This window comes from Massilia cellulosiltytica, from assembly GCF_047325105.1.
In the GTDB taxonomy this organism is placed as follows: domain Bacteria; phylum Pseudomonadota; class Gammaproteobacteria; order Burkholderiales; family Burkholderiaceae_D; genus Telluria; species Telluria orientalis.
The window spans coordinates 5,880,525-5,897,630 of record NZ_CP168562.1 but is presented as its reverse complement, the minus strand read 5'-3'; the positions used below and the strand labels follow the sequence as shown (position 1 = coordinate 5,897,630).

General features: G+C 66.1%; 19 protein-coding genes. 10 read left to right on the top strand and 9 right to left on the bottom strand.

What is annotated here, in order from left to right; translation table 11 throughout:
- The first annotated feature begins 174 nt into the window (after positions 1-174).
- Positions 175-630, top strand: a complete 456-nt coding sequence (locus tag ACEN9H_RS25860) for a hypothetical protein (RefSeq protein WP_413672582.1) — start codon at positions 175-177, stop codon at positions 628-630.
- 38 nt (positions 631-668) lie between these two features.
- Positions 669-1,310 carry a 2-polyprenyl-3-methyl-6-methoxy-1,4-benzoquinone monooxygenase gene (gene coq7, locus ACEN9H_RS25855; protein WP_056122305.1) on the top strand — a complete coding sequence of 214 codons (642 nt, stop codon included), beginning with the start codon at positions 669-671 and terminating at the stop codon, positions 1,308-1,310.
- A 9-nt stretch (positions 1,311-1,319) separates the two neighbouring features.
- Here coq7 and ACEN9H_RS25850 read toward each other — a convergent pair whose 3' ends face one another.
- The 4 genes from ACEN9H_RS25850 to ACEN9H_RS25835 all read right to left on the bottom strand — a co-directional run bounded on the left by ACEN9H_RS25850 (position 1,320) and on the right by ACEN9H_RS25835 (position 5,171).
- On the bottom strand, positions 1,320-1,742 hold the full coding sequence (locus ACEN9H_RS25850) for an OsmC family protein (RefSeq protein ID WP_036235392.1): 423 nt from the start codon (positions 1,740-1,742) through the stop codon (positions 1,320-1,322).
- Between the two features lie 72 nt (positions 1,743-1,814).
- Entirely contained in the window at positions 1,815-2,996 is a 1,182-nt protein-coding gene (locus ACEN9H_RS25845; protein WP_413672581.1) for an ABC transporter permease, read from the bottom strand.
- The gene (locus ACEN9H_RS25840; protein ID WP_413672580.1) at positions 2,993-3,727 is read right to left on the bottom strand and encodes an ATP-binding cassette domain-containing protein; all 735 of its coding nucleotides are present in this window, start codon (positions 3,725-3,727) and stop codon (positions 2,993-2,995) included. The genes ACEN9H_RS25845 and ACEN9H_RS25840 overlap by 4 nt, the downstream gene beginning before the upstream one ends.
- Before the next feature lie 16 nt (positions 3,728-3,743).
- Entirely contained in the window at positions 3,744-5,171 is a 1,428-nt protein-coding gene (locus ACEN9H_RS25835) for an alpha/beta hydrolase (protein ID WP_413672579.1), read from the bottom strand.
- A 258-nt stretch (positions 5,172-5,429) separates the two neighbouring features.
- Here ACEN9H_RS25835 and rplM point away from each other — a divergent pair, with 258 nt between their 5' ends.
- The 7 genes from rplM (at position 5,430) to ACEN9H_RS25800 (ending at position 12,523) form a co-directional block, all read left to right on the top strand.
- Positions 5,430-5,858 (top strand): 50S ribosomal protein L13, encoded by a 429-nt coding sequence (gene rplM / locus ACEN9H_RS25830; protein WP_036235400.1) that lies wholly within the window; start codon positions 5,430-5,432, stop codon positions 5,856-5,858.
- 13 nt (positions 5,859-5,871) lie between these two features.
- The gene (gene rpsI / locus ACEN9H_RS25825) at positions 5,872-6,264 is read left to right on the top strand and encodes a 30S ribosomal protein S9 (RefSeq protein ID WP_323143189.1); all 393 of its coding nucleotides are present in this window, start codon (positions 5,872-5,874) and stop codon (positions 6,262-6,264) included.
- A gap of 382 nt (positions 6,265-6,646) precedes the next feature.
- Positions 6,647-7,684 carry an N-acetyl-gamma-glutamyl-phosphate reductase gene (argC, locus tag ACEN9H_RS25820; protein ID WP_413672578.1) on the top strand — a complete coding sequence of 346 codons (1,038 nt, stop codon included), beginning with the start codon at positions 6,647-6,649 and terminating at the stop codon, positions 7,682-7,684.
- A 108-nt stretch (positions 7,685-7,792) separates the two neighbouring features.
- The gene (locus tag ACEN9H_RS25815; RefSeq protein ID WP_056122320.1) at positions 7,793-8,206 is read left to right on the top strand and encodes a bactofilin family protein; all 414 of its coding nucleotides are present in this window, start codon (positions 7,793-7,795) and stop codon (positions 8,204-8,206) included.
- Between the two features lie 54 nt (positions 8,207-8,260).
- A complete protein-coding gene (erpA, locus tag ACEN9H_RS25810; protein WP_056122323.1) occupies positions 8,261-8,632 on the top strand; it encodes an iron-sulfur cluster insertion protein ErpA in 372 nt (123 codons plus the stop codon).
- 191 nt (positions 8,633-8,823) lie between these two features.
- The gene (locus ACEN9H_RS25805) at positions 8,824-10,278 is read left to right on the top strand and encodes a glycosyl hydrolase family 8 (RefSeq protein WP_413672577.1); all 1,455 of its coding nucleotides are present in this window, start codon (positions 8,824-8,826) and stop codon (positions 10,276-10,278) included.
- Between the two features lie 13 nt (positions 10,279-10,291).
- Complete coding sequence (locus ACEN9H_RS25800) at positions 10,292-12,523, top strand: beta-glucosidase (RefSeq protein WP_413672576.1); 2,232 nt, start codon at positions 10,292-10,294, stop codon at positions 12,521-12,523.
- A 9-nt stretch (positions 12,524-12,532) separates the two neighbouring features.
- Here ACEN9H_RS25800 and ACEN9H_RS25795 read toward each other — a convergent pair whose 3' ends face one another.
- From ACEN9H_RS25795 to ACEN9H_RS25780, 4 genes are all read right to left on the bottom strand, one after another.
- On the bottom strand, positions 12,533-12,844 hold the full coding sequence (locus tag ACEN9H_RS25795; protein ID WP_413672575.1) for a Dabb family protein: 312 nt from the start codon (positions 12,842-12,844) through the stop codon (positions 12,533-12,535).
- A 37-nt stretch (positions 12,845-12,881) separates the two neighbouring features.
- Positions 12,882-13,781, bottom strand: coding sequence for a DUF2145 domain-containing protein (locus tag ACEN9H_RS25790; RefSeq protein ID WP_413672574.1), 900 nt, complete (start codon positions 13,779-13,781; stop codon positions 12,882-12,884).
- Positions 13,781-14,260, bottom strand: coding sequence for a hypothetical protein (locus ACEN9H_RS25785; RefSeq protein WP_413672573.1), 480 nt, complete (start codon positions 14,258-14,260; stop codon positions 13,781-13,783). The genes ACEN9H_RS25790 and ACEN9H_RS25785 overlap by 1 nt, the downstream gene beginning before the upstream one ends.
- A 104-nt stretch (positions 14,261-14,364) precedes the next feature.
- A complete protein-coding gene (locus ACEN9H_RS25780; RefSeq protein WP_413672572.1) occupies positions 14,365-15,000 on the bottom strand; it encodes an NAD(P)H-dependent oxidoreductase in 636 nt (211 codons plus the stop codon).
- 97 nt (positions 15,001-15,097) lie between these two features.
- Here ACEN9H_RS25780 and ACEN9H_RS25775 point away from each other — a divergent pair, with 97 nt between their 5' ends.
- Positions 15,098-16,009, top strand: coding sequence for a LysR family transcriptional regulator (locus ACEN9H_RS25775; RefSeq protein WP_413672571.1), 912 nt, complete (start codon positions 15,098-15,100; stop codon positions 16,007-16,009).
- Positions 16,010-16,013: 4 nt separating this feature from the next.
- On the opposite strand, the gene ACEN9H_RS25770 is transcribed toward ACEN9H_RS25775, so the two are convergent.
- Entirely contained in the window at positions 16,014-17,105 is a 1,092-nt protein-coding gene (locus tag ACEN9H_RS25770; RefSeq protein WP_413672570.1) for an anhydro-N-acetylmuramic acid kinase, read from the bottom strand.
- Position 17,106 lies beyond the last annotated feature (1 nt).

The window sequence follows — 17,106 nt, the reverse complement described above, 5'->3', positions numbered from 1 at the left end:
TTAAAAAGGAGCCGACCCGGCAGCAGCGGTGCGACACACGGCATTTTCACAAGTCCAGAGTGCAGAAAAGCGGGAGCAGGATGCAGGCCAGCATACAGCGCGGAACGACTCATGTCTATTCTGGCAACATTGCCGGTGATATCCTGGCCCGGCAAGAACATGCATAATGGTCCTATGGATACTCTCATCAACAAGGACAACATCCTGGCCGTTATGCGCCAGGGCCGCACCCGGGCCGAGTCGACGGACTGGTTCCGTGTCGCCGTCGGCCTTTACTACCTGGCCAACCTGATGACGAAGGAAACCATCGATTTCAAGACCGTGGACCGCGAGTTCAACCGGTTCATCTACCACACGATCGGCGGCGGGCACACGATCACGAGCGTCCTGCAATTCATGAGCGGCAAGGACGTGTTGCCGGTCGTGCAATCCGCGCGCTTCATGACCGCGTTCACGACCACGTGCACCGACGTGCCGCCGGATTCGATCCCGTTCCTGCTGGAGCTGAACCTGGGCGTCGCGAAAAACATCTCGAAGCTGGAGGTGGAAGGGCCCGTGCACGACTGGCTGGAGGCGCAGAAGCGTGCCCGGGAGACACGTGAGGAAGGGGCGGCGGACGAGGGCATATAATTCGGGTTATCGAACAACAAGCTGGAAGAAGGTCCCTCATGACAACCCGCACCATCAACCCTCTTGACCACCTGATCGTCGGCTTCGACAAGGCCTTGCGCGTCGTGGGCGGCGTGGCGAAGGCCGCGCGGCCGAATCCGGGCGTCTCTGCCCCGGACTGCGAATTGAATACCCAGGAACAGCGTCACAGCGCTGGCCTGATGCGCGTGAACCACGTGGGCGAAGTGTGCGCCCAGGCGCTGTACGATGCCCAGGGCCGCCGTGCGTCGACGCAGGCCATGCGCACGCAGTTCGCCAAATCCGGACGCGAGGAAGAAGACCACCTGGCCTGGACGGCCGAACGCCTGGCCGAACTGGGTTCGCAGCCGAGCCTGTTGAATCCGCTGTGGTATGCCGGCGCCTATGCGCTGGGGACGGTCGCATCGCGCCTGGGCGACGCCGTCAGCCTCGGCTTCGTCGTGGAGACTGAGCGCCAGGTCGAGGCGCACCTGAACAGCCACCTCGACCAGTTGCCGCCGCAGGACGCGAAGTCGCGCGCGATCGTCACGCAGATGCGCGACGACGAGATCGAACACGGGGCAAAAGCGCAGGAAATGGGCGCGGCCGAGATGCCGTTGCCGGTCAAGGCCGCGATGCGCGCCATGGCCAAGGTGATGACCACGACGGCGTACTACATCTGAGGCTGAGGCTCAGCCTTCGACGATCTCGAACGAGTGCGTGATCTCGGCCGTCTTGGCCAGCATGATCGACGCCGAGCAGTATTTGTCGTGCGACAGGTTGACCGCGCGTTCGACGGTCGCTTCCTTGAGGTTGCGGCCCGTGACGGTGAAGTGGAAGTGGATCTTCGTGAACACCTTCGGATCCGTCTCGGCGCGCTCGGCCTTCAGCGTGACGTCGCAACCGCGCACGTCTTCCCGGCTGCGCTTGAGGATCAGCACGACGTCGTAGGCGGTGCAGCCGCCGGTACCCAGCAGCACCATTTCCATCGGGCGCGGTGCCAGGTTGTGGCCGCCGCCCTCGGGGGCGCCATCCATGTTCACCAGGTGGCCGGAGCCGGTTTCGGCCCGGAAGCTCATCCCGGAGGGTCCGTTCCAGCTGACTTTGACTTCCATCGATTTCTCCGCTTTGTTGACAGGTAAAGACGTTCATTCTAAGCCAGCGCGACGCACCGTGCTGATAACGCCTCAGACGGCCAGCACGTAACGCTCGCTCTTCATGCGCCACGCGGCGAATGCGACGGCCGCCCACGCCGCGAGGGCGGAGCAGAGGAACGTCAGCACGAACGGCAGGAAGCCGATGTCGCCGCCCTTCGCCGTCTCGCGGAGCAGGGTCTGGTTCGACAGCATCGGCACGAGGTACATCCACGACGCCGTTTTGAGTTCCAGCATCGACACGGCGAGCCCCGGCAGCATCGGCACCAGCATCACGATCGACAGCACGCTCTGCGCCTCCTTGAACGAGCGCGCGTTCATCGCCACCGCGATCTGCATGGCCGCCGCGAACAGCGACAGCGGCACGGACGCGAGGCAGACGAGCAGCAGCCGTCCCCAGCCCACGCGCCAGCTCATGCCGATTTCTTCCAGCGGCATCCACGACAGGATCGCATGCGCCAGCATCAGCTCCAGCGTGATGCCGATGACTGCCAGCGCCGCGGCGGCGAGCCACTTGCCGGCGACGAGTTCCCACGTGCGCACGGGTTGCGCCATCAGCACTTCGAGCGAGCGCCGTTCCCGTTCGCCCGCCGTGGAATCCACCGCCGCGGACAGGCCGCAGATGAACGCGGGGAAGAACAGGAAGCCGAGGATGCCGCCGATGACGCCGGCCGAACGCGCGGCCGTCGTGCCCGTGTCGTAGCGCTGTACCTGCACGGGCGACAGCGCGGCCGGCGACACGCCGTGCGCCAGCAGGCGCGCGCTGGCGACGTTGGCGCCGTAGGCGTTCAGCACGTCCTCGACGTCGCGCCGGCCATCCTGCTCCGTCGACGAGTCGAACCACAGCTCGATGCGCGCGGGCCGCATCGCGGCGTAGTCGCTCGCGTACTTGCCGGGCAGGCGCAGCACGGCCGCCGCCTTGTGGGCGCGCAGCAGGTCGCCGATCGCGGCTTCGTCCATGGGCGGCGTGTCGCGCACGGTGACGTTCTTCTGCTTCAGCTGGGCCATCAACGTGGGCGCCTGCGCGCCGCCGATCACGGCCAGCACGATGCCTTCGCGCTCGGGCTTCGTCGCGCGGTCGATCCACTGGTGCAGCAGGACGCCCAGCAGCACCGGGTACATCAGCGTGAACAGGGCGAGGAGGCCGAGCGAGCGCTTGTCGCGCAGCGATTCGCGGAACTCCTTTTTGAAGACGACGAGGAATTTCGAGGTCATGAGACGATCCCTTCGTCGGTGCCGACCAGGCGGACGAACGCGTCTTCCAGGTTGGCGATGCCGGTGCGGCGGCACAGGTCGTCCGGCGTGCCCTGGGCCACCGTATGGCCCTTGGCGATGACGATCACGTCGTCGCACAGATGACTCACCTCCTGCATCACGTGTGTGGCCATCACGACGCAGCATCCTTCCTTGCGCAGCGTGGACAGCGCATGGCGCACGGCGCGAGTGCTCATCACGTCCAGGCCGCGCGTGGGCTCGTCCAGCAGCAGGTGGCGCGGGCGGTGCAGCAGTGCGCGCGCGAGGGCTACCTTGATGCGCTGGCCCTGAGAAAATCCTTTGCTGCGGCGTTCCAGGATGTCGTCCATCGCGAGCATTTCCGAGACCTCGTCGATGCGCGCGGCGAGCGCGCGTCCGTCCATGCCGTTCAACTCGCCGAAATACGTGAGGTATTCGCGCGTGGACAGGCGCTCGTACAGCCCGAACTGGTCGGTGAGGAAGCCGATGTTGGCGCGCACGGCGAGCGGGTCGCGTTCCGGGTCGATGCCGTCGATGGCGATGGTCCCATGGTCGCGCTTGAGCATCCCGACGAGGGTGCGCAGCAGGGTCGTCTTGCCGGCGCCGTTGGGCCCCAGCAGCGCGGTGATGTGGCCGTCGCGCGCCGTGAAGCTGACGCCTCCCAGCGCCTGCACGGCGCCGAAGTGCTTGCGGACTTCATGTGCTTCGATCATAAGGAGAGGCCTGTGTTCAGGGTTGCGGTCCGGCGCTGCCGAGCTGGAAGGTCGGGGCCGGGATCTCGTTCAGGCAGGCGCCGTCGACTTTCGCGTCGGGCCGGTCGAGGAAGGTGCGCAACAGGCGCGGGGCGCAGCCCAGTTGCGACACGCCGTGGCCGGCGTTCGGCGCCGTCAGCAGCTGGGCATGGTCCATGAAGCGGGCGGCGTCCTGGGCGCGGCGCGGCGGCGTGACCGGGTCCTGGGCGCCGGACAGCAGCAGCACGGGCGCGGCGATGCGCGTGGGGGGCGTCTCCGGCACGGCCGGCACGTTCATGGCGCGGCACAGGCCGCGCAGGCGGTCGGCCAAGGTGCGCGTCAGCGGACTCGCATCGCTCGCGGCCAGCGCGGGCGTAAAGCGCGGCATGTCCTCGGCGCAGACGACGGCCAGGTGCAGCAGCGTGGCCGGCGAGCCGTCGGGAGAAAAGTCGGCGGCCAGGTTGCGGCGCGCGACGAACGGCTGCCAGCGGCCCGCGCTCGCGCTGTGCACGAGGAACGGCAGGCGGCGCGCGTCGGCCGGCGCGTACAACATGTTGCGCACGGTGTCGAGCAGGCGCGCGCTCGTCATCGTGACGTCGATCTGGCGCGCCGTGCGCGGGTCGGGCAGGTTGAGTGTCAACGGCGCGGCATCGAGCTTGCCGACGAGGGCGTCGAATTCGCCGCGCAGGTTCGGATAGGCGCGGGCGCAGGCGGCATCCCTGGCGCACTGGGCAAACAACTGGTCGAGCGCGGCCTGGCTGTCGCGGCCCCCGGCCGGGATCACCTGGTCGGGCGCGGCGACGGCGTCGAGCAGCAGGGCGCGCGTGCCCGCGGGGTAGGCGCGCGCATACGCCTGCGCGAGGCGCGTCCCGTACGAGCCGCCCCACAGGTTGATCTTGTCATAGCCCAGCGCGCGGCGCACGGATTCGATGTCGCGCGCCGCGGCGGCCGTCGTGTACGCGGCGAACGGCGCCTTGCTGGACGCGATGCAGCGGCGCAGGGCGGCGTCGGCATCGGCATCGCTCGGCTGCGCATCCGCGTCGGCGTCGGACGGGCATTCCAGCTTGCCGGACAGCCCCGTGCCGCGCTGGTCGACGAACACGATGTCGCGCGTGGCGCGTACGCGCTTGAAGGCGGTGGACAACAGGGGGAGCACGTCGCTGCCCGCTTCACCGGGACCGCCTGCCAGCACGAACAGCGGATCCGGCCGCGCACCCTGGCGCAGGGCGGGGGCGATCGTCACGTGCAGGTTCAGGGTGGCCGGCTTGCCGGGTTCGAGTGGGACGGGCAAGGTCAGGCAGCGCAGGGCTTCCTCGACGCCGGGCAGGTGGCAGCTGCGCGTTTGCGCCGGCGTGGTGGGCGCAGCCTGTACCGCCGGCACCGCGGCCGCCAGCAGTGCGCCCAGGAGCAGGATGGATTTCAACAAGCAGTCTCCTCTTTGATGCGGGTCATACTAATTTGTCATCGATTTCGCGGTCAATCAAAAGTTGCAAAATTGCATGATTCGGCGTGGAGGTCTTTGCGTTGGCTCCAGTCTGGTGCGGCTTGACTGTCGGGTGAGGAATCGGCTATAGTCGTGGGCTTTCCATTTGCTCGGGAAAAGACAATAAGGCAGAGTCCGCGATGTAGCATCGCCCGCGGAACCACCATTCGAGCATTAATTCCCTATACATAGGAAGTCAACATGAAAACTTTTTCCGCTAAGGGCCATGAAGTCCAGCGCGATTGGTACGTGATTGACGCGACGGACAAAGTCCTCGGACGTGTTGCCAGCGAAGTGGCACTCCGACTGCGCGGCAAGCACAAGCCGGAATTTACTCCGCACGTCGATACCGGTGATTTCATCGTCGTCGTCAACGCAGGCAAACTGCGCGTGACCGGCACCAAAGCCAACGACAAGAAGTACTACCGTCACTCGGGCTACCCGGGCGGTATCTACGAAACCAACTTCCTGAAAATGCAACAGCGTTTCCCGGGCCGCGCCCTGGAAAAAGCCGTCAAAGGCATGCTGCCGAAGGGCCCGCTGGGCTACGCAATGATCAAGAAGCTGAAAGTGTATGCGGAAGCTACGCACCCGCACGCTGCCCAGCAACCCAAAGCACTCGAAATCTAAGTAAGGAACTGACATGATCGGTAACTACAACTACGGCACCGGCCGTCGCAAGAGTGCAGTGGCCCGTGTGTTCATCAAAGCTGGCACCGGCCAGATCATCGTGAACGGCAAACCGGCCGCCGAATACTTCTCGCGCGAAACCGGCCTGATGGTCATCCGTCAACCGCTGGAACTGACCGGCAACGTCGAGCGTTTCGACATCAAGGTCAACGTGCATGGCGGCGGCGAGTCCGGCCAGGCAGGTGCAGTGCGCCACGGCATCACCCGCGCTCTGATCGACTACGACGCAGGCCTGAAGCCTGACCTGGCACGTGCCGGTTTCGTCACCCGTGACGCCCGTGAAGTCGAGCGTAAGAAAGTTGGTCTGCGCAAAGCACGTCGCGCAAAGCAATTCTCGAAGCGTTAATCGGATCTGCAGCGCTTTTGCGCTGCTGCCGAACCGAAAAGCCGCCCGCTGCAAAGCCGGCGGCTTTTTTGTTGCCCAAATTCGGGGTCAGGTCCCTTTTTTCTTTAAATTCGGGGTCAGAGCACATTTTTTTCGCCGTGTTGGAACGAGGTCTCTGCGCCTCGGCGGATGTCGTCACCCGATCGTTTCTCCTCTGCGGGAGAAAAATTCATTATCCCTGATGCAATTGTCAGGAAATGTGCTCTGACCCCGAATCTTTAAAATAATGTGCTCTGACCCCGAATGTAGACTTTAGCCATGCGGCAATGCAGCACATGCGAGGACAGCCTGCTAAAATTGCGGGCTCGTACGGAACGTATCCATTTATCAAGGGGAAACAGACATGATCAAAGTTGGCATCGTTGGCGGCACCGGCTACACGGGCGTGGAATTGCTGCGCCTGCTCGCTGCCCACCCCGAGGCGCAGCTGACCGCCATCACTTCGCGCAAGGAAGACGGACTGCCCGTCGCCGACATGTTTCCCTCGCTGCGCGGCCACGTCGACATCGCGTTCTCGAGCCCGGACAAGGCCGACCTGAAGCAGTGCGACGTCGTGTTCTTCGCGACCCCGCACGGCGTCGCCATGGCCCAGGCGCCCGAGTTGATCGCCGCCGGCGTGAAAGTGATCGACCTCGCGGCCGACTTCCGCCTGAAGGACCAGGCCACGTTCGAGAAGTGGTACAAGATCCCGCACAGCGCGCCGGACCTGCTGGAAGAGGCCGTGTATGGCCTGCCGGAACTGAATCACGAAGACATCAAGAAGGCGCGCCTGATCGCCAACCCGGGCTGCTATCCGACCACGATGCAGCTGGGCTTTTATCCGCTGCTGAAGGCGGGCATCATCGACGCCGGCAACCTGATCGCCGATGCCAAGTCGGGCGTGTCCGGCGCGGGCCGCAAGGCCGAGATCGGCACGCTGTTCTCGGAAGCGAGCGACAACTTCAAGGCCTATGGCGTGCATGGCCACCGCCACACGCCGGAGACGTCGGCCCAGCTGCAGCGCTACACGGACCAGAAAGTCGGCCTGATCTTCACGCCGCACCTCGTACCGATGATCCGCGGCATGCATTCGACGCTGTACGCGCGCCTCACGCAGGACATCACGAACGAAGCCCTGCAAGCCCTGTTCGAAGAGCAGTACAAGGACGCGGAATTCGTCGACGTCATGCCGTTTGGCTCGCACCCGGAAACCCGCTCGACGCGCGGTTCGAACATGCTGCGCATCGCGCTGCACCGTCCGGACAACGGCAACACCGTCGTCATCCTCGTCGTACAGGACAACCTCGTCAAGGGCGCGTCCGGCCAGGCCGTGCAGTGCATGAATCTGATGTTCGGCCTGCCGGAAAGTACCGGCCTGAAGCAGATCGCGCTGCTGCCGTAATCGCGTCTCCTGGCAAGCCTTGATCTGCAGACACAGATCAAGGCGACCTGTGTTGGCAACGGTACATTGACCGTTGGACAGAACCAACGCCAAGCACAGGGGACAATCATGTTCGGTCGTAACGCAAAAAGCGAAATCGATAGCCTGATCGGCATTTCCGCACGCATCGAAGGGGATCTCGTATTCACCGGCGGCCTGCGCATCGACGGCGAGGTGCACGGCAACGTGGTGGCCGCGGACGGCAACGACAGCGTGCTGATCGTCTCCGAACACGCGCGCATCGAAGGCGAGGTGCGCTGTTCCAACCTCGTCGTCAACGGGTATATCGCGGGCACGGTGTATTCGTCCGAACTCCTTGAATTGCAGCCGAAAGGCCGCATACATGGAGATGTTCATTACCGCCTGCTGGAAATGCACGGCGGCGCCCTCGTCACCGGCAAGCTGACCCATCACGCCGAGTCGGTGGCGGCCGCCGAACCCGTCTTCCACCTCGGCGTAGCGGCCGAAGGGGCTTCAGCATGACTGGCGCCAACGGTCTATAATGGACGAAATCCGAATCCAATCAGGAGTTTATCCATGAATGCAGTCGCCGAAGTGCAAAACGCACAAGACACGATCCCCACGCCCATCAATTTCACCGACAGCGCTGCCCAGAAGGTTGCTCAACTGATCGAGGAAGAAGGCAATCCCGACCTGAAACTGCGCGTGTTCGTGCAGGGCGGCGGTTGCTCGGGCTTCCAGTACGGCTTTACCTTCGACGAAATCGTGAACGAAGACGACACGACGATGGAAAAGAACGGCGTTCAGCTGTTGATCGACTCGATGAGCTACCAGTACCTGGTCGGCGCCGAGATCGACTACAAGGACGACCTCGAAGGCGCCCAGTTCGTCATCAAGAACCCGAACGCCCAGTCGACCTGCGGTTGCGGTTCGTCGTTCTCGATGTAATCGATAAAGCCTCCACATCGAAAGCCGCCCCGGCATTGCCGGGGCGGTTTTTTTTCGTCCGTCCAAAGTGTTGGATGCCGCCGTAATGACAAGTCATTAACATTGCTAACAGTCACGCGCGTAGTACACTGACCACGCTCCACGAATGTGGCGGCAAGGAGACATACAACCCCTATAACGAGAGAAAAACAATGTCGAGGGCACCAACTTTACTTTGCGGTGTTACCGCTATCACCCTCGCCTGGGCCGGTGCCGCCCACGCGCAAGCACCATCCACTCACGACGCTGCCACCACCACCACGGCGGCAACCGACGACGGCGCCGGCGCCTACCGCACGCAGCGCTACCGCAACCTGTTCGTCGAACGCCTGGGCCGCAGCCCGCACGAGACGCACGCGAAGATCGAGCAAGCCTTCCAGCGGTTGTTCCATGGCGATGGCCAGGAGGAGCGCGTCTATTTCGAAACGGGCGCCAACGCCAACGGCACGCTCGCGTACATCACGGACTGGGCCAACAACGACGCCCGCACGGAAGGCATGAGCTACGGCATGATGATCGCCGTCCAACTCGGCAAGAAGCGCGAGTTCGACGCGCTGTGGAACTGGTCGAAGACGTATATGCTCACGACCGATCCCGCCAACCCGTCGCATGGCTATTTCGCGTGGTCGATGGGCACGGACGGCACGCCGCGCGCCACCGGGGCCGCGCCGGACGGCGAGGAATACTATGCGATGGCGTTGTACTTCGCGGCGCGGCGCTGGGGTAATGGCAAGGGCATCTACGACTACCAGAAGGAAGCGGATACCATCCTGCGCGGCATGCGGCACCACCCCGTCGTGACGGCCACGCCGCCGTTCCGCATCCACCCCGGCGATCAACCCTTCATCGAGCCGGCCACGCCCTGGCCCAGCCCCAACAACCGCCACGCACAGGAACAGGCGCAGAAAGCCGGCAAGCCGTGGCCGCCGCAGCGCCCGCACCGCGCGCCGCGCGCCGTCACCGTCGGGCCCATGGTCGACGAGGCCCACGCGATGGTCCGCTTCGTGCCCGAGACGTTCATCCCCGGCACCGACCCGTCGTACCACCTGCCCGCGTTCTACGAGCTGTGGGCGCGCTGGGGCCCGCGCGAAGACCGCGCGTTCTGGGCCCGCGCGGCGAGCGTCAGCCGCGACTTCTTCGTGAAGACGGCCGACCCCGCGACGGGCCTCGGCCCCGACCGCGCCGATTTCGACGGCACGCCGCTGAAGAACTGGGACGGCAGCCCGGGTTCGTTCAGCTACGACAGCTGGCGCACGATCAGCAACTGGTCCGTCGACCGCAGCTGGTGGAACAAGGACCCGCGCCAGCAGGCCTTGAGCGACCGCGTCCAGCGCTTCCTGTCTTCGCAAGGGATAGACCGCTTCGCCGACCGTTACACGCTGGACGGCAAGCCCCAGTCCGACCGCCACTCGACCGGCATGCTGGCGGCGGCCGCCGTCGGCAGCCTGGCGGCCACGCCGGGGCAGGTGTCCGACGACTTCCTGCGCGCGCTGTGGGACACGCCCGTGCCCAGCGGCGAGCAGCGCTATTTCGACGGGATGCTGTACCTGATGAGCATGATGCACGTCGGCGGCGAATTCCGCGTGATCGATGCAAACAACAAATAACAAGGAGACAACCATGATGAAACAGACGACCGTAGCCGTTCTTCTCGCCTGCGCGGCGATGGGCGCGCAGGCGCAGGACCGCGCGTGGCTCGACAAATCGAAATCCGCCGACGAACGCGCCCGCGCCGCAGTCGCCGCGATGACGCTCGACGAAAAGCTGCTGCTGATCGTCAGCTACACGGACAAAAAAGACCTGGCGAAGCAGCCGGACGATATCGTGCCGCCGGCAATCAAGGCCGACGTCGCGGCACACCATATCGAGGGCTCGGCCGGCTACGTGCCGGGCATCGCGCGCCTCGGCATCCCGCCGCAGTGGCAGACCGACGCGTCGATCGGCGTGCGCGTGGGCGGCATGGAGCGCACGGCGCTGCCGTCCTCGCTGGCGACGGCGGCCAGCTTCGACCCGGCTGTCTCCGAAGCGGGCGGCCGCATGATCGCGGACGAGGCGCGCGCCTCCGGCTTCAACACGTTCCTGGCCGGCGGCGCGAACCTGGCGCGCGAGCCGCGCAATGGCCGCAACTTCGAATACGTGGGCGAGGATCCGCTGCTGGCCGGCCGCATGGCGGCAGGTCTCATCAACGGCATCCAGGCGCGCCACATGGTGTCGACGATGAAGCACTTCGCCGTCAACGACCACGAAAGCCAGCGCACGACGGTCGACGTCACGATCTCGCCCGAGGCGATGCGCCAGTCGGACCTGCTCGCGTTCGAGTTCGTCGACGAGCTGTCGAAGCCGGGCTCCGTCATGTGCTCGTACAACCTCGTGAACGGCCGCTGGGCGTGCGAGAACGAATACCTGCTGAACAAGACGCTGAAGCAGGACTGGAAGTTCAAAGGTTATGTGATGGCCGACTGGGGCGCCGTCCACTCGACGGCGGACGCCGCCAACTATGGCCTCGACCAGTTCACCGGCTACCCGTGCTGCAATCATCACGGCCCGTTCTACTCGGCGAAGAATTTCAAGGAGGCGATGAACAAGGGCGAGGTGTCGATGCACCGCCTCGACGACATGGCGCAGCGCATCCTGTGGCCGCTGTTCCAGACCGGCGTGTTCGACGATCCGGCCAAGCCCGGCAAGATCGATTTCGCCGCGCATGCGAACGTCGCGCAGCGCGCCGCCGAGGAATCGCTGGTGCTGCTGAAGAACGAGGGCAATTTGCTGCCGCTGACGAACGTGAAGTCGGTGGCCGTCATCGGCGGCCATGCGGACAAGGGCGTGCTGGCGGGCGGCGGTTCGTCCGGCGTGACGCCCGTCGGCGGCAATGCCGTGCCGAACCTGGAACCGACGAGGTGGCCTGGCCCCGTGATCTACATGCCGTCGGCGCCGCTGGCCGCGTTGAAAGCCGAACTGCCGAAGGCGAAGGTTGCGTACGCGAGCGGCAAGGACATCGACGCCGCCGTCGCACTGGCCAAGCAGTCCGAGGTCGCCGTCGTGTTCGTGACGCAGTGGATGGGCGAGGGCTTCGACGGCAAACTGGAACTGGACGGCAACCAGGATGCGCTGGTCGCCGCCGTCGCGCGCGCGAATCCGAAGACGATCGTCGTCGTGGAATCGGGCGGTGCGATCCTGATGCCGTGGCTGCCGCAGGCGCCGGCCGTGCTGGAAGCGTTTTATCCCGGTATCCGCGGCGGCCAGGCGATCGCGCGCATCCTGACCGGCAAAGTGAATCCGTCCGGGCACCTGCCGATCAGCTTCCCCGCATCGAACGCGCAGCTGGCGCATGCCGAGATCCCCGGCTTCGGCAAGCCGGACGGCATCCCCGTCCACATCACGTATCACGAAGGCGCGGCGATCGGCTACAAGTGGTACGACGCGAAAGGGTATAAACCGTTATTCGCGTTCGGCCATGGCCTGAGCTATACGAGCTTCGCCGTCGCGGAGCCGAAGGCGAACGTCGCCAATGGCGCGCTGACGGTCGGCGCCGCGCTGCGCAACACGGGCAAGCTCGCGGGCAAGGGTGTCGTGCAGGTGTACGTGGCACCGGCGGACCTGAAGGCGTCGGGCTGGGAAGCGCCGAAGCGTCTCGTCGCGTTCCACAAGCTCGATCTGCAGGCAGGCGGCGCAAACACGTTCACGCAGGCCGTCGATCCGCGCCTGCTGGCGACGTACGAGGTCGCGGACAACAGCTGGCGCGTCCGCGCCGGCACGTACCGCGTGCTGTTCGGGCAGGCGGCGGACGACCTGCCCATGTCCGTGGACGTGACGCTGCCGGACATGGTCTGGAGCGCGGTCCACAAAGAGTAAGCTGGGGCGTTATTTCGCCCAGTAGTCCAGCACCAGCGATTTGGCGAGAGAAGGCTTGAGCGTCTCGACGAAGCGCTGGTGCGCCGGGTGCACGAGGTAGGCGTCGCGGTCTTCGGCTTGCGCGAACGTCAGGGTAAAACAGTGCGTGAAACCGTCGTTCAGGCCTTCCGGGCTCACGTTCGTGCCCCATTCGTAGGCGGTGATGCCGGGGATGGCCGCGGGCAGGGCGGCGAAGCCGGTCACGATGGCGTCGACGTCGTCGTACGAAGCGTCATCCTTGAACGAGAACAGGACGACGTGGCGGAGCAGTTGGCTGGACATGGACGGTTGGATAAGTTGACGGAGGCGTCATCTTACATCAGGGCGCAAGGGCGATCACGTCGTCACCGGGCAGCGGCTCGCAGCCCGGTCCCAGCGGTTCCCAGCCGCGGTGCACGACGATGTGGTGCTCGTCGTGGCACAGTTCCACACGGCGCGTCCGCGGGGCTTCTTTCCTGACGAAGTCCTCGATCGCGGTCGGCACGCTGATGTGCAGCGCGAGCGCGTGGATGTCGTCGAGCGGATGGTCGCCCACGTGCACGAGGGGCACGAACTGGCCGGCGAACATCAGCCAGTGCGACGGGATGCGGACGGGCGTGTCCGCATAGCCTTGCGTGCGCAGCCACGCCTGCGCGCGCGCGCGCGCGGGATCGGCCGGGTCGAGCCGGCCCCACGCGAACGCGATCAGCTCCGCCACCCACTGGTTGCAGTTCTGGTAGCGCGTTCCGAACGCGTACGCATTGGCGCTGTAGCTCGTGCCCAGCAGCGCGAGGGCCAGCGGCTTGTCGAGCGCGGCCTGTTCCAGCCGCGCGCTGTCCTGCTCGGGTGGGAACAGCAGGGCGACGTGGCCATGCGTGGGCGCGTCGGCGCCGAGCACGAAGCCGGATATGCCCTGGTCGAACAGGCGCGGACGCGATTCGTCGCACGCGTAATACAACTGGCGCACGGCCCACGGCCCACCGGGATTGTTTTTCAGCGCGATGCCCGCGTGCGAATACAGCAGGCCGAAACGGGAGAGGTCCAGGCCCGCGCGCGCGACGAGGGCGAGATTGCTGCCGGAGCGCGCCAGTTCATCCTTCACCGCGGCGGCGAAGCGCAGCACGCGGTCCTGGTCCGCGGCCGTGACCTTGTCGGCGCGGTCGCAGAAGGTCGGGATGCCGGCCGATGCCCCCGCGCTCGCGCACAGCAGCAGCGCGGCCGCGAGGACCCGCCGGAACATCAGATCGTCACTTTGCGCGACGCGAGGTCGCGGTACCAGTCGTCCTGCAGCGCGAGGAAGAACGGCTGCTTCGTGTCGCCGTACGCGAACTCGTAGCCGTACACGCGCTCGTTCACCTGCACGACTTCGCCCTTGCCGACGCGGCGGTCGGCCAGCGCGCGGTCGGGCACGTCGACCCAGAACTGGGTGGCGGCATCGCCCGCGACGGCGCGCAGCGTGATGCGCGTTTTTGCTTCCTTGCCCGCCTTGGCCGGCGCCTGTGCGACGTCGATCACGCGGTACGGGCCGGTCTCCGCGCGCTTGTTGTCGCCGCTCGAGCTGTTGCTGGAGCCGCCGATCGAATCGGAAATGCTGCCCGACGATGCGGAACCCGCGCTGGAGGCGGACGACGCGAAGCTGTCGGCTTGAGCGGGTACGGACACCACGGCGGCGGCGGCCAGCGCCAGGGCGAGCGCGCGGGTGAAATTCGTGTAGGTCATTGCGAAATCTTTCTTGAGCACATTGGATAGCGCAATGGTACAAGTGCCGTGTGCCGCTGAGAAGGCGAACGTGGTTTTGTTACAAACGATCCACGTTCGCGGGATCAGTCGACTTCGGTGACGAACTGGTCGAGCGGGCGGCGCACCTTCGGCAGGTTGACCAGCCAGTCCTGCTCGGCCTGGCGGTAGCCCAGCGGCAGCATCACGACACTGCGCAGGTGTTGCTCGCGCAGCTTCAGGATGCCGTCGACGGCGGCCGGGTCGAAGCCTTCCATCGGCGTCGCGTCGACTTCCTCGAACGCGGCCGCGATGACGGCCGCGCCGAAGCCGATGTAGGCCTGGCGTGCGGCATGCTCGAAGTTCACCTGCGCGCCGCGGCCCGGATAGGTCGACAGCAGTTGTTGGCGGTACGCTTCCCAGCCTTCGTTGCGGAAGCCGCGCACTTCATTGGTCAGGTCGAACATGTGGTTGATGCGTTCCGGCGTGTAGTCGTCCCAGGCGGCGAACACCAGCAGGTGCGACGCATCCGTGACCTGTGCCTGGTTCCACGCCACTTCACGGATCTGCGCGCGCAGTGCCGGGTTCTTGACGACCAGGATCTCGTACGGCTGCAGGCCGGACGACGTCGGCGCCAGGCGGGCCGCCTCGATGATGCGGTCGATCTTGTCCTGGGCGACCGGGCGGGTCGGATCCATTGCCTTGGTGGCGTAGCGCCATTGCAGTTTATTCAGTAATTCCATGGGTGACCTTATGAATGGTGAGTGGTGACATTGTATTTTCTCCTCGCCGTGCAATAAACTAGGCGGTCAGCAAATGATTTGTTCGTGAAAGGTGAAGATGGCCCGCAAGTTCGATCACTTGTCGGATGTGGAGGTGTTGCTCAGCGTGATCGAGCACGGGTCGTTCAGCGCTGCGGCCGTGGTGCTGTCGACCACGGCGTCGGTGCTGAGCCGCGCCGTCTCGCGGCTGGAAATCCGCCTGGGCGCGCAATTGCTGCGGCGCAGCACGCGCAGCCTGAGCCTCACCGATGCCGGACGCCGCTACGCCGAGGAGGTGCGCGGCGCGTTCGCGCAGATCGAGCAGGCGGAACGCACGATCCGCAGCACGACGGTGCAGTTGAGCGGCAAGGTGCGCATGAGCGTGCCCACCAGCTACGGCAAGCAACGCCTGCCCGCGCTGCTCGCCGCCTATGCGCGCGCCTATCCGCTGGTTGAGCTCGAGGTCGACATCAGCAACCGCAACGTCGACCTGGTGGCGGAAGGGTTCGACCTGGCCATCCGTTCCGGTCCGCTCCCGAGCAGCAGCATGGTGGCGCGTCCGCTCGAAGTGTCGCCGCTGTGCCTGGTCGCCGCGCCGGACTACCTGGAGGCGGCAGGACCGTTGTGCGGCCTCGCCGACCTGGCGCGCCAGCGCTGCATCGCCTTCATCCGTCCCAGCACCGGCCGCGTGATCCCCTGGCATTTGCGCGACGACGGGCGCGACATCGACTGGATGCCGCCGGCCGCCGTCACGGTGGCGACCGACGTCATGGGCGTCGTGTGGTTCGCGGAGCAAGGGATGGGCATCGCGCTGTGCCCGCGCATCTTTGCCGAGGACAGCCTGGCCGCAGGCCGCCTGACCGAGGTGTTGCCCGGCCTGGGCGGGCGCACGCGGACATTCTCCCTGATCTATCCGGCCCACCGCAGCCTGTCGGCCGCCTCGCGCGCGCTGATCGACATGCTGGTGGCCGGCCGCGCCGGGATGGCTTGAGGAATCAGGCCGGATACAGCGCGCCGAGGATGCGCGGCCCCGCGGCCCCCGTTACGGCCGGCAGGTTGCCCGGCTGGCGCCGCAGGAAGCGGTAGCCGAGCCATGCGAAGGCGAGGGCTTCCACGCGGTTCGGCGCGACGCCCAGCGTGTCCGTCGACGCGACCGGGATAGTACCGCCGAGCGCGTCGGCGAGGTCGCGCAGCAGGACGCCGTTATAGGCGCCGCCGCCGCACACGTAGACGGCTTGCGCGTCGGCCTCCGCCTGGATGGCGCGGGCGATCGTCACGGCCGTCAGGCGCGTCAGGGTGGCCTGCACGTCGGCCGGAGACACGCCCGGCCGCTGCGCCAGTTTCGCATCGAGCCAGTCGGCGTGGAACAGGTCGCGGCCCGTGCTCTTGGGCGGCGGCTGGCGGAAATAGGGTTCATCCAACAGCAGGTCGAGCAGGGGCGCGTCGACGGTGCCCGCCGCGGCCCAGGCGCCGTCCTGGTCGTAGGCCTTGCCCTGGTGGCGCGCGATCCACAGGTCCATCAGCACGTTGCCGGGGCCGGTGTCGTGGCCGGTCACGCGGCCATCGCCGTGCAGCACGCTGATGTTGCCGATGCCGCCGATGTTGACGACGACGCGCACCTGGTTGCGCTTGCCGAAACGGGCTGCGTGGAACGCGGGGACGAGCGGGGCGCCCTGGCCGCCGGCGGCGACGTCGCGGCTGCGGAAGTCGGCGATGACGTCGATGCCGGCCAGTTCCGCCAGCAGCGCCGGATCATTGGTCTGGCGGGTAAAACCCAGTTCGGGGCGGTGGCGGATCGTCTGGCCGTGCACGGCGACGGCGCGGACCGGGCCCGGCGCCGCGGCGGCCAGCGTCTTGACGCACTCGGCGTAGCAGCGCGCCAGTGCGTTGGCGGCCAGCGCTTCGCGCTCCAGTTCGTTGGCGCCGGCGGCCTGCAAGGCCATCAGTTCGGCGCGCAGGTCGGCCGGGAAGGGCGTGAACGCGGCGTCCAGCGTGCGGATGCCGCGGCCGGAAAAGTCGGCCAGCACGCCGTCGACGCCATCCAGGCTGGTGCCGGACATCAGCCCGATGTAGAGAGTGGATGCCATG

What these genes read in the sequence shown, in the direction of transcription:
- coq7 (WP_056122305.1), top strand. Translation starts at nt 669, where the DNA reads ATGACAACCCGCACCATCAACCCTCTTGACCACCTGATCGTCGGCTTC.
- ACEN9H_RS25800 (WP_413672576.1), top strand. Translation starts at nt 10,292, where the DNA reads ATGATGAAACAGACGACCGTAGCCGTTCTTCTCGCCTGCGCGGCGATG.
- ACEN9H_RS25840 (WP_413672580.1), bottom strand. Translation starts at nt 3,727, where the DNA reads ATGATCGAAGCACATGAAGTCCGCAAGCACTTCGGCGCCGTGCAGGCG.
- ACEN9H_RS25850 (WP_036235392.1), bottom strand. Translation starts at nt 1,742, where the DNA reads ATGGAAGTCAAAGTCAGCTGGAACGGACCCTCCGGGATGAGCTTCCGG.
- erpA (WP_056122323.1), top strand. Translation starts at nt 8,261, where the DNA reads ATGAATGCAGTCGCCGAAGTGCAAAACGCACAAGACACGATCCCCACG.
- rplM (WP_036235400.1), top strand. Translation starts at nt 5,430, where the DNA reads ATGAAAACTTTTTCCGCTAAGGGCCATGAAGTCCAGCGCGATTGGTAC.
- ACEN9H_RS25795 (WP_413672575.1), bottom strand. Translation starts at nt 12,844, where the DNA reads ATGTCCAGCCAACTGCTCCGCCACGTCGTCCTGTTCTCGTTCAAGGAT.
- ACEN9H_RS25845 (WP_413672581.1), bottom strand. Translation starts at nt 2,996, where the DNA reads ATGACCTCGAAATTCCTCGTCGTCTTCAAAAAGGAGTTCCGCGAATCG.
- ACEN9H_RS25815 (WP_056122320.1), top strand. Translation starts at nt 7,793, where the DNA reads ATGTTCGGTCGTAACGCAAAAAGCGAAATCGATAGCCTGATCGGCATT.
- ACEN9H_RS25805 (WP_413672577.1), top strand. Translation starts at nt 8,824, where the DNA reads ATGTCGAGGGCACCAACTTTACTTTGCGGTGTTACCGCTATCACCCTC.
- ACEN9H_RS25770 (WP_413672570.1), bottom strand. Translation starts at nt 17,105, where the DNA reads ATGGCATCCACTCTCTACATCGGGCTGATGTCCGGCACCAGCCTGGAT.
- argC (WP_413672578.1), top strand. Translation starts at nt 6,647, where the DNA reads ATGATCAAAGTTGGCATCGTTGGCGGCACCGGCTACACGGGCGTGGAA.
- rpsI (WP_323143189.1), top strand. Translation starts at nt 5,872, where the DNA reads ATGATCGGTAACTACAACTACGGCACCGGCCGTCGCAAGAGTGCAGTG.
- ACEN9H_RS25775 (WP_413672571.1), top strand. Translation starts at nt 15,098, where the DNA reads ATGGCCCGCAAGTTCGATCACTTGTCGGATGTGGAGGTGTTGCTCAGC.
- ACEN9H_RS25860 (WP_413672582.1), top strand. Translation starts at nt 175, where the DNA reads ATGGATACTCTCATCAACAAGGACAACATCCTGGCCGTTATGCGCCAG.
- ACEN9H_RS25785 (WP_413672573.1), bottom strand. Translation starts at nt 14,260, where the DNA reads ATGACCTACACGAATTTCACCCGCGCGCTCGCCCTGGCGCTGGCCGCC.
- ACEN9H_RS25790 (WP_413672574.1), bottom strand. Translation starts at nt 13,781, where the DNA reads ATGTTCCGGCGGGTCCTCGCGGCCGCGCTGCTGCTGTGCGCGAGCGCG.
- ACEN9H_RS25780 (WP_413672572.1), bottom strand. Translation starts at nt 15,000, where the DNA reads ATGGAATTACTGAATAAACTGCAATGGCGCTACGCCACCAAGGCAATG.